Raw genomic sequence first — 15,396 nt, 5'->3', positions numbered from 1 at the left:
ACGCAGTACGAAATTTCATTCACATCGAAGGAGAAAGTTTATTTATTAAGGCTTTACCGTATCGAATCTTATTCTTTCTGCTATCCAAAGAAAAGCACCTGCAGGTGCTTTATCCCCTTTTTATTATAACAAAAAAGCCTTCGCTCCATTCCATTCAGAACAGAGCGAGGGCTTACTGTAGGTACTTTAGTCAATGAAAACAGCAGCTAGAATCGCCATAATGAAGAATCCTGCAGCAAGTCCAACTGTTACACGTTGTAGTACGAGTTCCATACCACGAGCTTTTGTTTTACCAAAGAGATGCTCAGCACCACCGGAGATGGCACCGGAAAGACCCGCGCTTTTCCCCTTTTGCAGAAGAACGACCGCAATAAGACCGACGGAAAAAATCAGGAGCACAACTTTCAAAAAGATATCCATTCACTTCCACCTCCTACGCCTAAGCATCACTATCTATGGTAATTGAGGTTATCACGATACATAAACAGTACTCTTATTTTATCATAGCAGTGCCGGTAATACAACCGCCTAGACTGTTAAGTCGTAGCTTTTCTTGAAAGATTAGGATAAACACATATTAAAAAAAGACCCGCCATAATGGCGGGTCTTCGTACTCTGCTATAAAAGCAGATTATCTTTTAAGGTTGTAGAAGGATTTCAGGCCGTTGTATTGAGCCAATTCACCCAACTCGTCTTCGATGCGAAGCAATTGGTTGTATTTAGCAACACGGTCTGTACGGGAAGGAGCACCTGTTTTGATTTGACCAGCGTTAGTCGCAACAGCGATGTCAGCGATTGTGCTATCTTCGGATTCACCGGAACGGTGAGAGATAACTGCTGTGTAACCAGCACGTTTAGCCATTTCGATAGCATCGAAAGTTTCAGTCAATGTACCAATTTGGTTAACTTTAACCAAGATGGAGTTACCGATACCTTTTTCGATACCTGTTGCAAGACGCTCAGTGTTTGTAACGAACAAGTCGTCACCAACCAATTGAACTTTGTCTCCCAATTTTTCAGTAAGCAATTTCCAACCATCCCAGTCGTCTTCGGACATACCGTCTTCGATTGTGATGATAGGATATTTCTCAACCCATGAAGCAAGAAGGTCAACATACTCAGCGGAAGTGTAAGATTTACCTTCGCCAGCAAGTGTGTATTTACCGTCTTTGTAGAACTCAGTGGAAGCAACGTCCATACCCAAGAATACGTCAACGCCTGGTTTGTAACCAGCTTTTTCGATAGCTTCGATAATTGTAGTGATTGCTTCTTCATTCGAACCAAGGTTTGGTGCGAAACCACCTTCGTCACCAACAGCTGTGTTAAGGCCTTTGGATTGAAGTACGGATTTCAAGTTGTGGAAGATTTCAGCACCTGTACGAAGAGCTTCTTTGAAGCTTGGAGCTCCTACAGGAAGAACCATAAACTCTTGAACGTCGATGTTGTTGTCCGCATGCTCACCACCATTGATGATGTTCATCATTGGTACTGGAAGAGTTTTAGCGTTGAATCCGCCCAGGTATACGTACAAAGGAATATCCAATGCTGCTGCAGCTGCACGAGCTACGGCCATGGATACAGCTAGGATTGCGTTAGCGCCCAATTTCCCTTTGTTATGAGTTCCGTCCAAAGTGATCATCAATTTGTCGATGCCCACTTGGTCAAGAGCGTCCATACCAATAACTTCTGGAGCGATGATTTCATTTACGTTCTCAACAGCTTTCAGAACGCCTTTACCCATGTAACGGGATTTGTCGCCATCACGAAGCTCTACAGCTTCATGAGCGCCAGTGGAAGCGCCGGAAGGAACGATAGCGCGGCCTTTAGCACCGGATTCAAGATAAACGTCAACCTCTACAGTAGGGTTACCACGGGAGTCAAGGACTTCGCGAGCATAAACATCAGAAATAATAGTCATTTTAGTTAATCTCCTTTAAACAATGTTTTGGTTTTGATTGTTGAAGCTTAATCTTAGGTATTGTTTCCTTATTTGCGACTAGCGATCATGGATTGACCAGTCATTTCCGCAGGTTGCGGAATTCCCATCAGATCCAGAATGGTTGGTGCTACATCAGCAAGGATACCGCGATCGCGCAATACAACATTTTCATCCGTAAGGATGAACGGAACCGGGTTAGTGGTATGAGCTGTGAACGGACGACCGTTCTCATCAAATACCATGTCTGCATTACCGTGATCGGCGATAATGATCGCAACGCCACCCTTGGCAACTACTGCGTCCACTACTTTACCTACACACTCATCAGTTACCTCTACAGCCTTGATTGTTGGCTCCAGCATACCGGAGTGTCCAACCATATCAGGGTTTGCAAAGTTAAGGATAATAGCATCCTGTCTTTCCGCTTCGATTTCTGCTACGCAGGCTGCAGCCACTTCGTAAGCACTCATCTCAGGTTGAAGATCATAGGTTGCCACTTTAGGAGAGTTGATTAAGATACGAGTTTCTCCTGGAAGTTCCTCATCACGTCCACCACTGAAGAAGAACGTTACGTGGGGATACTTCTCAGTTTCCGCGATGCGCAGTTGCTTCTTGTTGTGTTGCACAAGTACTTCACCCAATGTGTTATCCAGGTTCTTCGGTGAATAGGCTACATAACCTTGTACCGTTTCACTGAAAGTAGTCAGGCATACGAAGTGCAAGTCTTGCGGGAACAAAGGACCCCGGTCGAAACCACGGAAATCTTGATTCGTGAACACTTGTGACAACTGAATAGCACGGTCAGGGCGGAAGTTGAGGAACACGACAGAATCGCCGCTCTCTACTGCCGTTACCGGCTTGCCTTCACTGTCTACAATCACGCTAGGTTCAACGAATTCGTCGAACACGGAATTTGAATAAGATGCAGTGATAGCTTGCAGAGCATCTGTGTATTTCGGTCCTTCGCCATAAACCATAGCACGATAGGCTTTTTCTACACGATCCCAACGTTTGTCACGGTCCATGGCGTAATAACGTCCGGATACCGTTGCAATTGTACCTACTCCAACTTCTTCAATCTTAGCCACCAGATCTTGGACAAACTTCTTACCACTATCTGGAGGCACATCACGGCCATCCATGAAAGCATGGATATACACTTCGTGCATATCTTCTTTCTTAGCCAGGTCAAGCATAGCAAACAGGTGATTAATATGGCTATGTACCCCTCCGTCGGATACAAGCGCGTAAAGATGAAGCTTTTTACCTGTGTTCTTAGCATTTCTAACTGCGGCTACCAGTGTTTCATTATCGAAGAATTCGCCCTCACGGATCGATTTATCGATACGAGTCAAATCCTGGTATACAATCCGTCCTGCACCAATATTTAAGTGCCCTACTTCAGAGTTGCCCATTTGGCCTTCTGGAAGACCAACAGCTTCACCACAAGCAGTAAGGGTAGTATTAGGATATTGTTTCAAGTAACGGTCATAGTTAGGTTTGTTAGCTTGAGCAACGGCGTTACCTTCAGATGTTCCACGCAAACCGAAACCATCCATGATGATCAAAGCTACAGGTCTTGGAGCTGACATCTTACTTCGCCCCCTCAACCAATTGAACGAAGGAAGCAGGCTGCAAGCTGGCACCGCCAACAAGCGCACCATCGATGTCGCTTTGGCCCATGTACTCAGTTACATTCTCAGGCTTCACGCTGCCGCCGTATTGAATACGAACAGCTTCAGCTGTTGCAACATCATACAAATCTTTTACAAGACTGCGGATGTAAGCAATAACTTCGTTAGCATCTTGGGAAGTGGAAGATTTACCTGTGCCAATAGCCCAGATAGGTTCGTATGCAATGACAACTTTTGCTGCTTGCTCGGCACTAAGTCCTTGGAATGCAGCTTCAGTTTGTACTTTACATACTGCTTTAGTTTGATCAGCTTCACGCTCTTCGAGCTTTTCGCCAACACATACGATTGGAGTGATACCATGACGGAATGCAGCATGCATTTTCTTATTCACGATTTCATCTGTTTCGCCAAAATAAGCACGACGCTCTGAGTGACCAATGATTACATAGTCTACGCCAAGATCGCTAAGCATTACACCACTGATTTCTCCTGTGTAAGCACCGTTATCTTCAAAGTGCAGGTTCTGTGCGCCAATCTTGATGTCTGTACCTTTTGCAGCTGCTACAAGTGCAGGCAGGTTAGTGAATGGGGCGCAGATTACAGTCTCAACGCCTTCTACTTCTGCTTTGCCTTTGATGTCAGCAATAAAGCTTTCTGCTTCAGGAACTGTTTTAAACATCTTCCAGTTACCCGCAATAATTGGTGTTCTCATGAATTAAATTGCCTCCTTCTATACGTCTTACTTGTCGTTCAGTGCTTCTACGCCAGGAAGCGCCTTGCCTTCCATGAACTCAAGGGATGCACCGCCACCAGTGGAGATGTGATCCATTTGGTCAGCCAGGTGGAATTTTTCTGCTGCTGCTGCGGAATCTCCGCCGCCAATAACAGTGTAACCTTCAGTTGTTGCACAAGCTTTTGCTACTGCAAGTGTACCTTCAGCGAATTTATCGATTTCGAATACGCCCATAGGTCCATTCCAGACAACCAGCTTGGAGTTCTTGATAATATCGGCATAAAGTTCACGAGTCTTAGGTCCGATATCAAGTCCTTCCCAACCTTCTGGGATTTCATTGTAATTAACGATTTTAGTGTTAGCATCAGCACCGAATTTATCAGCAACCACAACATCAACAGGAAGCATGAAGTTTTTGCCAAGTGCTTTAGCTTTTTCGATGAATCCAAGAGCAACGTCAAGTTTGTCGTTGTCTACAAGTGACTTACCGATTTCAAAGCCTTGTGCTTTAGTGAATGTATAAGACAATCCACCGCCGATCAGGACGTTATCAGCCAAAGACAACAAGTTATCAATAACATCAATCTTGTCTTTAACTTTCGAACCACCGATGATCGCAGTGAAAGGACGTTCTGGGTTAGTAAGAGCTTTACCAAGAACGGTCAATTCTTTCTCCATCAAAAGACCGGATACAGCTGGTAGGAAATGAGCGATACCTTCTGTCGATGCATGTGCACGGTGAGCCGCACCAAATGCATCATTGACGAACAAATCAGCCAGTTCAGCGAATTGTTTAGCCAATTCAGGATCGTTCTTTTCTTCGCCTGGGTAGAAACGAACATTCTCAAGTACAAGTACGTCGCCTTCGCCTAGCTCAGCAATTTTTGCTTTAACAGCTTCGCCAACAGCTTCGTCAGCTTTAGCTACTGGTTTGCCGAGAAGCTCGGACAGACGTTCAGCAGCAGTAGTCAAACGCATGGAATCTACGAATTGACCTTTAGGACGACCCATGTGACTCGCAAGAATGATCTTTGCACCGTTCTCAATCAAATATTTAATGGTAGGAAGGGTTTCGCGAATACGAGTATCATCAGTAATCTTACCGTCTTCTACAGGTACGTTGAAATCCACGCGTACAAATACGCGTTTACCCTTTACTTCTACATCACGGACGCTCTTTTTGTTCATGATTAATTCCTCCACACCCAAAGTTGTTTCTAGCAGGAAACAAGAAATACATTTAGAAAGAGCGGAAACAAGGAACTTCTGTTTCCGCTCTATAGATGTTACTTATATCAAGTCAATTACTTAGCGATTTTAGCGAATTTCTCCAAAGTACGAACCAATTGTGCAGTGTAGGACATTTCATTGTCATACCAAGCAACAGTCTTAACGAGTTGTTTGTCGCCAACAGTCAATACTTTAGTTTGTGTAGCATCGAACAGGGATCCGAAAGTCATACCTTTGATATCGGAAGATACGATTTCATCTTCAGTGTAACCATAAGTGTCTGGATCGGAAGCTGCTTTCATTGCTGCGTTGATTTCTTCAACAGTAACGCTCTTATCAAGAACAGTTACAAGCTCAGTCAGGGAACCAGTTGCAACTGGAACACGTTGAGCCGCACCATCCAATTTACCTTTAAGTTCTGGAATAACAAGACCGATTGCTTTAGCAGCACCAGTAGTGTTAGGAATGATGTTCTCAGCTGCTGCACGAGCGCGTCTGAAGTCACCTTTAGCGTGTGGAGCATCCAAAGTGTTTTGGTCACCAGTGTAAGCGTGAATTGTAGTCATCAAGCCTTCAACGATACCGAACTTGTCGTTCAATACTTTTGCCATTGGAGCTAGGCAGTTCGTTGTGCAAGATGCGCCGGAAATAACAGTCTCAGTACCATCAAGAATGTCATCGTTAACGTTGTAAACGACAGTTTTCATGTCGCCAGTAGCTGGAGCGGAGATAACTACTTTCTTAGCTCCACCTTTCAAGTGTTTTTCAGCTGCTTCTTTAGTTGTGAAGAAACCTGTGCACTCAAGTACGATATCAACGCCTAGGTCGCCCCATGGCAATTCTTCAGGGTTGCGGTTAGCAAGAACCTTAACTTCTTTGCCATTGACTTTGAAGAAGCCATCATGCACTTCAACATCACCTTGGAATTTACCTTGAGTTGTATCATATTTAAGCAAATGAGCAAGCATCTTAGCGTCAGTCAAGTCGTTGATTGCTACCACTTCGATACCTTCTACATTTTGAATACGGCGGAAAGCAAGGCGTCCAATACGTCCAAATCCGTTAATTCCAACTTTTACACTCATTGAATAGTTCCTCCTAGAATTCGTTTTATTTATTCAAAACAGACCGTGAAGCCTGTCATGACAACAATGTTAAGTATGATGCAAGATATATGCTCTAGTGAGTTACGAGGATATCTGTAACTGATTATCAATTTCCTTGCCGATTTCCACAGCAGCAGCCTCGTCGGTGACGAGTATATTCTCCTGCCCGAAACGCAGCATGGCATGAATGGCTTTGGCCTTTGGTTTGCCTCCAGCAATACCGATGACTGTCTCCGTCCGAACAATATCTTCTAGACGTAGTCCCATCGTAAGCATCGTATGGACAACCTGACCATCTTCGTTAAAGTAATACCCAAAGGATTCAGCCACGGCTCCCTCACCCTGGATTTCTGAGACAGTTGCCTCATCCAGCTTGCGGCGGCGAGTCATTTCAATGGCATCCCCAATCCCATGTACAATAATACGCGAACTGCGGATGATTTGTACAATCTCTCCAATATTAGAGTCAAGTGCTAGTGACTGGTAGGCATCCCCACTAAGTAAATCAGGTACATGCAGCAACCGGTAATTCGCTCCTACCCGTTTTGCCATTGTTGAGGCAATCGTATTGGCTTGAATCTCCATACTCTCTCCTAATCCACCACGCGCCGGAACAAACCAAGCGTTCTTATAGGAAAGGGATAACGGCGGTGTCAGTTGATCAGCCATATCGGCAAGCGTTGATCCACCTGTGACAGCAACTATATCATCTGTACGAAGTACACTGAGCAGTGCTTTTGCACCCGCTCGGCCAAGCTCACGTTTGGTGAACGGCGATGACTCACAATCACCCGGCACCACAATAACTTTATCCAGACCGTACGTTGCCCGAATTTTCTCTTCCAGCTCATCCAGACCAAACAGGCTCTTAACAACCGGCTCTAGCAAATCAAGCAGTCTACGCCCAGCAGCGCTAATGCGCATGCCAACGCTCTCGATCTCAATGAGCCCTTGCGATTTCAGAAGATCCGTCTCGGCACGCAGTACCCGCTCAGTCATATCAAGCGAAGCGGCAAGCGTTCTGCGCCCAATTATATCGGACAGCATGATCTGATGAAGAATCGTGTACCGTCTCTTAAGGGTTTCCATGAGATCAGGCAGAAGCTGCTTTTGGATATCTAATAAATTACGCATACTTTCACTCCTGCAACTTCGTCTTCCTCTATTCCCTTGTTCATGGTCTCAAAATGTCCCGGGTAAACTTTTTAAGTCCCACTCATATTCTAACCAAATATTGCTCGAAGTGCAAGTCTTCCGAGAGTAGAATTCTCAAGCGCTTGTCTTCTTATACATTTATAGGATTGGGAAAGAGATTCAGCTCCAAAAAACCTGTCATTAACAATCCAGATTCTTTAGCTAAGTGAAACACAATGTACGCTTGTCCACCTTGAAGACAAGGGATAGAGCCTGAGTACAGTATTATTAAAAATATAAGAAATTACAGGTTTCACGTTATATATCATCCTTATATTTCTACGAGAAACGGTTGTCGTCAATAAAGGACGACAGCGTCGTTTCTTCCTGTCCATTGCAATTGCACAGAAATTGTATTATAATCATTTTTGTTGCGCCCGTGGTCCAATGGATATGACGTAGGCCTCCGAAGCCTGAGATCCAAGTTCGATTCTTGGCGGGCGCGCCATTAATTTCACTTTTGTACATAATTTAGTAGTGCCTATACTACTACTTAACCAAAGAGCCGCGTGTCGGCTCTTTTTTTTGAATATAAGTTTGACTTTCTTTGACTTTTTGTTTGAATTTGTTTATCATGTGGGTAATACGGCAAGAGTAAAAATGAATACATTTGAAGAACCAATATCAAGGAGGTTTTCCACGTGAGTTATATTCCTATGGTAGTAGAACAGAGCAACCGCGGTGAGCGCGCTTATGACATCTATTCCCGCCTGCTGAAGGACCGCATCATTTTCCTTGGAACGGAGGTTAATGACGTGGTAGCCAATTCTATCATCGCACAAATGCTGTTCTTGGCTGCCGAAGATCCGGAGAAGGACATTCACCTTTACGTGAATAGCCCCGGCGGTTCCATTACTGCAGGTATGGCTATTTTTGATACAATGCAGTACATTAAACCGGACGTTTCCACCATCTGTGTGGGTATGGCAGCTTCTATGGGAGCTTTCCTACTTAACGCTGGCGCTAAAGGCAAACGCTTCGCACTGCCTAACAGTGAGATCATGATTCACCAACCTCTGGGTGGTGCTCAAGGTCAAGCAACGGATATCGAAATCCGTGCCCGTCGTATCCTCAAATTGCGTGATAAGTTGAATCGTATTCTTGCAGAACGTACGGGTCAACCGCTAGAACGTATTGAGAAGGACACTGATCGTGATTACTTCATGACTGCTGCAGACGCGGCAGCTTACGGTATCGTTGATAAAGTCATCGAGAAGACACTGCCTAGCGGTGTGTAAGCTATAAAACAACACAAAGAGGCTGTGCCCTATCCACTTGATGGTTAGTGCACAGCCTCTTTACTTTTCAGACCACTACTTCATACGAATCTCAATTAATACAAACCACCATAACCAAGCCCATCCAGTTTCTCAGCAATCACACGGTAGCCTCGACCATTAGGATGTAAGTGGTCAATTGATAAAAGCCCTCTCTCGTTTCCTGCAAACTCACTATAAATAGAAGCAAATCCACATACCCGGCTACTGTACTGTGAGGCATAACTGTTAAACTGCCTTACCCACTCTGTAGCACCTACTACCTGAGGATAGGGATTATACAATCCCACAATTCGAATGATATAAGGTCTACGCGTTCCCGCCTTCAATTGGAAGAGGATACTCATAATTGCAGCAAAATTCTGTTTGCACTCTTGCAATGATCTTCGCAGCTCTTTAGATAAATTTTCAGGTTGTCTAGCTGCAGCCTTCGCTGCATGGATTAAATCATTACCACCAATGGATAGAGTGATAATATCCGCTGCTCGAATGGCTTCACGCGTCATAGAGCTTCCGCGTAGCCGCTGTTCCAATTCAGAAGTAGTCAATCCATTCACGCCCAAATTCGTGGAGGCTACGTTAGAACGCAGTCTCCCTTCCGCCATTCTACGGTACACCGGTACAAAACCGTTACCTGGCAGAGCGCCAAATCCAGTCGTCAAGGAATCGCCAATTGCAGTGTATTGATAGCTCATAGCTCTCCCCCGTTCATAAACTAGTTACTCCATTTAGCATATGAATTCGAGGTGATTCTGGTAAGGGGGAGATGTCCAGTTCTATTTATTTTACAGCAGCAAATGGGCTGCCGCCTTCCGGCAACAGTTCTTTGAAAGTAAAGATGTATTCCGGGAACCCCGCAGCATAAGCTGTGTATTCATACAATTGGAAGAACAGAACGACCTGATCATCCTTCAGATAAAAATACTTTTCCGTATTCAATCCGTTGAATCCTCCCAAATAACTTTCCTCCGCTTTTACTAGCTTGTTTAACTTAGCATTCAACTCTTTTTTGTAGTTTGGGTTAGCTCCGAACAGGTCGCCCAACAGCAGACGTTTGCCATCCTTGAGCGAAAAGGTAAAAGCCTCTCGATTGGTCATACCATGAGCGCCGCCCGTATCGCTATACTCTGACATCACTAAACTGATCACACCATCCTGATTGTAGGTCACCACATAATCTATATCATAAGTATACTTAGGCTCTGACCCGGATCGATTCGAGATATCCTTCTCCGCGCCTTCAGCGAATTTCATGGCACTGTCTTTCAAAATATCATTCATGGCCTGCTGTGCATTGGAATTGCTTAATCCACTAAACTTCGGATAATCAAGCTGGATCAAAGCCTCTTTTCGATCCTTAGCATAGGTTTCAGTGGTTACCGTCAACGCATTCTGTGATCTGTTCACCACATTCAACTTACTAGAGCCCTGACTCCAATCCACTTTATAGCCCAAATAATCATTTAACAGACCGGATGGAACATAGAGCCGGTTGTTTATTAGCTTTCCTTCATACTCTCGAATGTAATAATTATTCACCCAAATTGAAGTACCATAGCTAGATATCAGCAACTTGGCCTTAGTCGTTCCCTTTCCGATCGAGTATGCATTTTCTTTTTTATCATAAGTTAGAGGTAATTGCAGCACATCACGCATAAAGGTAATCGGAATCCAGACCTTCCCTTCCTGCAAAATACCTGTCTGCTGTGAAATCACCCCATTCGCCTTTAAAACTATACTTGTAGCAATAGCCTTGCTCTTCATCTGATCAGAAGCTGCATAACCCGTATCACTGGGCAGCAATCCTCCACCAAGCAATAATCCCGCCGACATCAAACCTATGCCCCATTTGCGTACTGTTTCTTTTGAGATATTCACCATCTAATTTTCCCACTCCTTTCCAGTTTATTAAACCTAATCTTAGAGAATTTACACAAAAAAAGAGGCATCCCCCACTATTACTAGTGGAAGATCACCTCTCCTCTCTGCAATCATCTTGTTCTGCTACTATTTCAATTCATACATTACGCTCAGCTGTGTTGTAACTTTAACTACTCCCGGTTGAACGGATGTGCTTGCACCAGCATCTGCTGCAGCCATTTCCATTTTTAGATTCTGTTCAAAATAAACCGGAGTGACATTGCCATCATTTTGGCTGACCGTGATTACTTGACCCAAGCTACGTTTAGCTGCCTTAGCAATAGCACCTGCTTTAACATCTGCGTTCGCCATCGCCTTTTCAATCACCTGAGCTTCAAAGGCAGAAGTATCTTCCACGGAAAAACGTGCATTTCCGATATTATTTGCCCCCGCCGCAGATGCAGCGTCTAGCAATTCACCAACCTTAGTCAGATCTCTATAGGACACTAACAGTGTATGATTCGCGTTGTATCCTTTCACTTGCTGTCCTTCTTTTTCACTATAACTATAGTTGGGTTGCACATAGAATTGGGTACTTTGAATATCCTTATCTGCGATTTTCCAAGTCCCCTTCAGTAGAGTAGTGATCTTTTGGATTTTAGCAGCATTTGTTTTTTGCGCTTCTTGCGCAGTTGTAGCCGTAGTATCCACACCGATGGACAAGTATACAATATCCGGCTTGATGGACAACTCACCTTTACCTACTACACTAACAACATTTTTCTGCACTTCATCTGCATAAGCCTTTGCAGGACCTTGGAAGACACCACTCATGCTAATCCCTCCAATTAACAAACTTCCTACGATCAACACTGAACCAATCTTTTTTACCAAACCTTTCATATTTGCCAGCCCCTTTCATCCTTTGTGATTTGTTATTATCCTCTAGACGAGTCTTTTTGGTAAATGTTGCACAGTTAAAATCTATTTTTTGGTATAAAAAAAAGCCCCTAGGGGCTTTTTAGTCATTCGATAAAAAGTCACTTCAAAAGATTATTGGTTCTCAAGCTCTTCTTTGCTAACGAGACTCGTCAAAGCGTTTACAGCTTGATCCGCGTCTGCACCATCCGCGCTGATATAGATCTCCGTGCCGGAACTGATCGCTAGGCTCATAATACCCATAATACTTTTGGCGTTTACTTTTTTATCGTCTTTTTCCACGAAAATCTCCGACGAAAACTTGTTAGCTTCTTGCACAAACAATGCTGCCGGTCGAGCGTGTAGCCCTGTCTTCAACCGAACAACTACCGGGTGCTTTGTCATGAAACGCTTACCCCCTAATTGAGTTCTCCCCAAAAATTTCACATTAATTTTATATTATTATATCATTATAACGTAAACCACACTAGAAAAAAAGTGACTAGCCGCCTCGAACCTTGTCCGCCAGTTCATCAATCTTACGAAGTCGATGATTTACTCCGGACTTACTAACCGTACCTTTCAGCATTTCACCAACCTCTTTAAGGTTGATATCTGGATGTGCCATTCGAATTTCTGCAACTTCCCGCAGTTTATCCGGTAAGCTCTCCAGACCCACTTCTCGCTGCAGCAGTTTGATATTCTCAATCTGCCGCACCGCGGCACTTATCGTTTTATTGAGATTCGCGGTCTCGCAGTTCACGATCCGATTCACGGAATTACGCATATCGCGCATAATTCTTACATCCTCAAATTTGAACAACGCTTGATGCGCCCCGATCAGACTTAAGAATTCGATAATCTTCTCGCCTTCTTTAATGTATAGAATGAACCCTTTTTTACGTTCAATGCAGCGTGCGTTTAGGTGAAATTCACCAGCCAGATCGACCAGCGCCTTACAATGCTCCTCATACATCGAGGAAATCTCCAAATGGTAAGAGGAACCCTCCGGATTATTAACGGATCCGCCCGCCAAAAAGGCACCCCGCAAATAAGCACGCTTACAGCAGTTATTCCCAACAATCTCTTTATCAATACCGTCGGTAAAAATAAATCCTTCGGACACAATTCGGAGATCATTTAAGATTTCCTGTACGCGACTAGGGATTCTAACGATATAAACGTTATTTTTCTTCAAACGCATTTTTTTACGCACGAGTAGCTCAATATGGACCTGGTAATATTTCTTAAGCAAAGAATATACCCGCCTTGCAATCGCGGCGTTCTCCGTCGAAATGTCGAGAATCACCTTTTTGCTTGAAAGCTGCACAGATCCATTCATACGGATAAGCGCTGACATTTCCGCCTTCTCACAACAGGGCTCACTCTCCACCATCGTCAGCTCTTTTTTGGTAAGGGCCGCAAAAGACAAGGGTCTCACCTCTTTCTGAAAATAAGTACGTCATTCATATATACAAGCATAAACGCCTTCGGCGTCCTTTTGAGGACGGTAAGCGTTTAAGCGAGAAATATAAAAAAAGTATAGGTTTAAAACTTATACTTTCTTATATTTTAAGTTATACCCTAGGGTTTCTGTTTATCCAATCTTGCACAAGCTGATAGATATGATGACTAAGCTTATCGGTATCATGCCTTAAATAAGTTCGGAATAACACTAGCTTATCCGCTATAACTTTATATGCACTGCCTTCTAGTACATCCTTGTCGAGCTGTACCGGACGTGCACCCTTCTCAGCGTATTTCGACTGCACCTGCTCTGGAATTTCACCGTCATTCACAATAATATAATCAAATAAATGAATCCCAATATGATCATAAACGGCTTGTAGATGGTCATTTACAGTATAATTATCCGTTTCACCAGGCTGAGTCATTACATTGCAGACAAAAATTTTGATTGCATCAGAAGATACAACTGCTTCTGCTAACTTCGGAACAAGTAGGTTCGGAAGAATGCTCGTATATAGACTACCTGGCCCCAAAAGAATTGCATCAGCATTTCGAATCGCTTCAAGTGCTTCAGGCAACGGTTCAACATCAGCAGGCTCCAAAGAAACCCGTTTAATGATCCCGCCTGCTTCCGGTATCTTAGACTCACCCGTGATAATCGTGCCGTCTGACATTTCTGCACGCAATACTACGGCATCCCCCGCAGCGGGTAATACCCTTCCGCGAACAGCAAATAATCGGCTAAGCTCACGAACAGCTGTGACAAAATCGCCTGATATATCTGTAAGCGCGGCAAGAATTAAATTGCCAAGACTATGACCCGCCAAGCCTTCGCCCGTGTTGAAACGATATCTCATAATATCCGCCATGAGCGGCTCTACATCAGCCATAGCTGTTAATACGTTACGGATGTCCCCAGGAGGCGGCATTTGCAGTTCACTGCGCAAAATGCCCGAGCTTCCTCCATCATCTGCTACGGTAACTATAGCTGTAATATCTAGCGGCTTTTCTTTTAAGCCGCGAAGCATGACAGATAGCCCCGTGCCACCGCCCATAACGACGATACGTGGACGCTGTCTTTGTTCTTCAGCCACTATGGACCCCTTCTCTCATTAGTGCCGATCACGCTCGGAATCCCGATGACTAACGGCTACGGATTCCGTTTCGCTGACGCCCAGCATTTTGCCCAAATATTCAGAAATGGCTACTGAACGGTGTTTCCCGCCTGTACAGCCAATGCCGATAATAATCTGGGATTTACCTTCCCTACGATATTGCGGAATTAAGAAATGAAGCATATCGAGCAGTTTGGTCAGGAACACCTGTGTTTCAGGCCACTTCATTACATAGTCATAGACATCGCTGTCCTGACCTGTTTTTGGCCGCAGGTGATCCACATAATGTGGGTTAGGCAAAAATCGAACATCGAAGACGAGGTCTGCATCAATAGGAATACCATACTTAAATCCGAACGATGTAATGTTGACGGAGAGTGTACTTTTTCCTAAATGCGAGAACCGAGAAACGATCTTCTCCTTGAGCTGCACTGGTTTCATACTGCTAGTATCCAGACATAATGTAGCTGAATTCTTTAATTCCTCAAGCATTTTACGTTCCAGCTTGATACCATCAAGCGGAAGTCCCTTAGGCGCTAGAGGATGATGACGCCGGCTTTCCTTGTAACGCTGCACAAGCACCGAATCCGTAGCATCCAAGAACAAGATTTCACAGCCAATGGTTGACTCATCTTTAATATAGGCTAGAGACTCGGACAAAGCAGTGAAGAATTCCCTACCGCGCAGGTCAATCACAAGCGCTACCTTGGCGATCTTACCCTTCGACTGCTCAATCAGTTCTGCAAACTTAGGGATCAGCACCGGCGGCAAATTATCGACACAGAAGAACCCTAGGTCTTCCAGACTCTGCACAGCAATTGTCTTACCCGCACCTGACATTCCGGTAATAATGATCAGGGTGGCTCCAGCCGTTGGAGTATTGTCCAATTCGGTCATTAAAGCGTCCCCTCCCTAAATTA

The 15,396-nt window shown here is 44.3% G+C and carries 15 protein-coding genes and 1 tRNA gene; 2 read left to right on the top strand and 14 right to left on the bottom strand.

Going from position 1 to position 15,396, the window contains the following annotated elements; all coding sequences use genetic code 11:
- Positions 1 to 186: 186 nt before the first annotated feature.
- From secG to ACFWMP_RS23530, 7 genes are all read right to left on the bottom strand, one after another.
- Complete coding sequence (secG, locus tag ACFWMP_RS23560; RefSeq protein WP_042123332.1) at positions 187 to 420, bottom strand: preprotein translocase subunit SecG; 234 nt, start codon at positions 418 to 420, stop codon at positions 187 to 189.
- Positions 421 to 631: 211 nt separating this feature from the next.
- Complete coding sequence (eno, locus tag ACFWMP_RS23555) at positions 632 to 1,918, bottom strand: phosphopyruvate hydratase (protein WP_042123330.1); 1,287 nt, start codon at positions 1,916 to 1,918, stop codon at positions 632 to 634.
- A gap of 68 nt (positions 1,919 to 1,986) precedes the next feature.
- A complete protein-coding gene (gene gpmI, locus ACFWMP_RS23550; protein ID WP_042123328.1) occupies positions 1,987 to 3,531 on the bottom strand; it encodes a 2,3-bisphosphoglycerate-independent phosphoglycerate mutase in 1,545 nt (514 codons plus the stop codon).
- A 1-nt stretch (position 3,532) separates the two neighbouring features.
- Positions 3,533 to 4,285: a triose-phosphate isomerase gene (gene tpiA, locus ACFWMP_RS23545; protein WP_042123325.1), complete on the bottom strand. Its 753-nt coding sequence runs from the start codon at positions 4,283 to 4,285 to the stop codon at positions 3,533 to 3,535.
- Positions 4,286 to 4,312: 27 nt separating this feature from the next.
- Positions 4,313 to 5,494 (bottom strand): phosphoglycerate kinase, encoded by a 1,182-nt coding sequence (locus tag ACFWMP_RS23540; RefSeq protein ID WP_042184036.1) that lies wholly within the window; start codon positions 5,492 to 5,494, stop codon positions 4,313 to 4,315.
- A gap of 116 nt (positions 5,495 to 5,610) precedes the next feature.
- The gene (gene gap, locus ACFWMP_RS23535; RefSeq protein ID WP_036687120.1) at positions 5,611 to 6,621 is read right to left on the bottom strand and encodes a type I glyceraldehyde-3-phosphate dehydrogenase; all 1,011 of its coding nucleotides are present in this window, start codon (positions 6,619 to 6,621) and stop codon (positions 5,611 to 5,613) included.
- Positions 6,622 to 6,723: 102 nt separating this feature from the next.
- Positions 6,724 to 7,776, bottom strand: a complete 1,053-nt coding sequence (locus ACFWMP_RS23530; protein WP_042123320.1) for a sugar-binding transcriptional regulator — start codon at positions 7,774 to 7,776, stop codon at positions 6,724 to 6,726.
- Between the two features lie 433 nt (positions 7,777 to 8,209).
- Between ACFWMP_RS23530 and ACFWMP_RS23525 the strand changes: the two genes are divergently transcribed.
- Both ACFWMP_RS23525 and clpP read left to right on the top strand, forming a co-directional pair.
- Positions 8,210 to 8,284, top strand: a tRNA-Arg gene (locus tag ACFWMP_RS23525).
- 193 nt (positions 8,285 to 8,477) lie between these two features.
- Positions 8,478 to 9,074, top strand: coding sequence for an ATP-dependent Clp endopeptidase proteolytic subunit ClpP (clpP, locus tag ACFWMP_RS23520; RefSeq protein WP_042184034.1), 597 nt, complete (start codon positions 8,478 to 8,480; stop codon positions 9,072 to 9,074).
- Positions 9,075 to 9,169: 95 nt separating this feature from the next.
- Here the strand turns inward: clpP and ACFWMP_RS23515 are convergent, their stop codons facing one another.
- The 7 genes from ACFWMP_RS23515 to rapZ form a co-directional block, all read right to left on the bottom strand.
- Entirely contained in the window at positions 9,170 to 9,808 is a 639-nt protein-coding gene (locus tag ACFWMP_RS23515) for a GDSL-type esterase/lipase family protein (protein ID WP_379424836.1), read from the bottom strand.
- An 85-nt stretch (positions 9,809 to 9,893) separates the two neighbouring features.
- Complete coding sequence (locus ACFWMP_RS23510) at positions 9,894 to 10,994, bottom strand: PdaC/SigV domain-containing protein (protein ID WP_379424835.1); 1,101 nt, start codon at positions 10,992 to 10,994, stop codon at positions 9,894 to 9,896.
- Positions 10,995 to 11,120: 126 nt separating this feature from the next.
- On the bottom strand, positions 11,121 to 11,876 hold the full coding sequence (locus tag ACFWMP_RS23505) for an SIMPL domain-containing protein (RefSeq protein ID WP_042184030.1): 756 nt from the start codon (positions 11,874 to 11,876) through the stop codon (positions 11,121 to 11,123).
- A 150-nt stretch (positions 11,877 to 12,026) separates the two neighbouring features.
- Entirely contained in the window at positions 12,027 to 12,296 is a 270-nt protein-coding gene (locus ACFWMP_RS23500) for an HPr family phosphocarrier protein (protein ID WP_036687106.1), read from the bottom strand.
- Positions 12,297 to 12,393: 97 nt separating this feature from the next.
- Entirely contained in the window at positions 12,394 to 13,323 is a 930-nt protein-coding gene (gene whiA / locus ACFWMP_RS23495) for a DNA-binding protein WhiA (RefSeq protein WP_042123310.1), read from the bottom strand.
- Positions 13,324 to 13,468: 145 nt separating this feature from the next.
- On the bottom strand, positions 13,469 to 14,416 hold the full coding sequence (locus ACFWMP_RS23490; RefSeq protein ID WP_179085868.1) for a gluconeogenesis factor YvcK family protein: 948 nt from the start codon (positions 14,414 to 14,416) through the stop codon (positions 13,469 to 13,471).
- A gap of 57 nt (positions 14,417 to 14,473) precedes the next feature.
- On the bottom strand, positions 14,474 to 15,373 hold the full coding sequence (gene rapZ, locus ACFWMP_RS23485; RefSeq protein ID WP_042123306.1) for an RNase adapter RapZ: 900 nt from the start codon (positions 15,371 to 15,373) through the stop codon (positions 14,474 to 14,476).
- Positions 15,374 to 15,396: the final 23 nt, after the last annotated feature.

It is taken from the genome of Paenibacillus sp. NPDC058367, assembly GCF_042723305.1.
Lineage (GTDB): Bacteria > Bacillota > Bacilli > Paenibacillales > Paenibacillaceae > Paenibacillus_AQ.
This window is presented reverse-complemented; position numbering and strand designations above follow the sequence as displayed.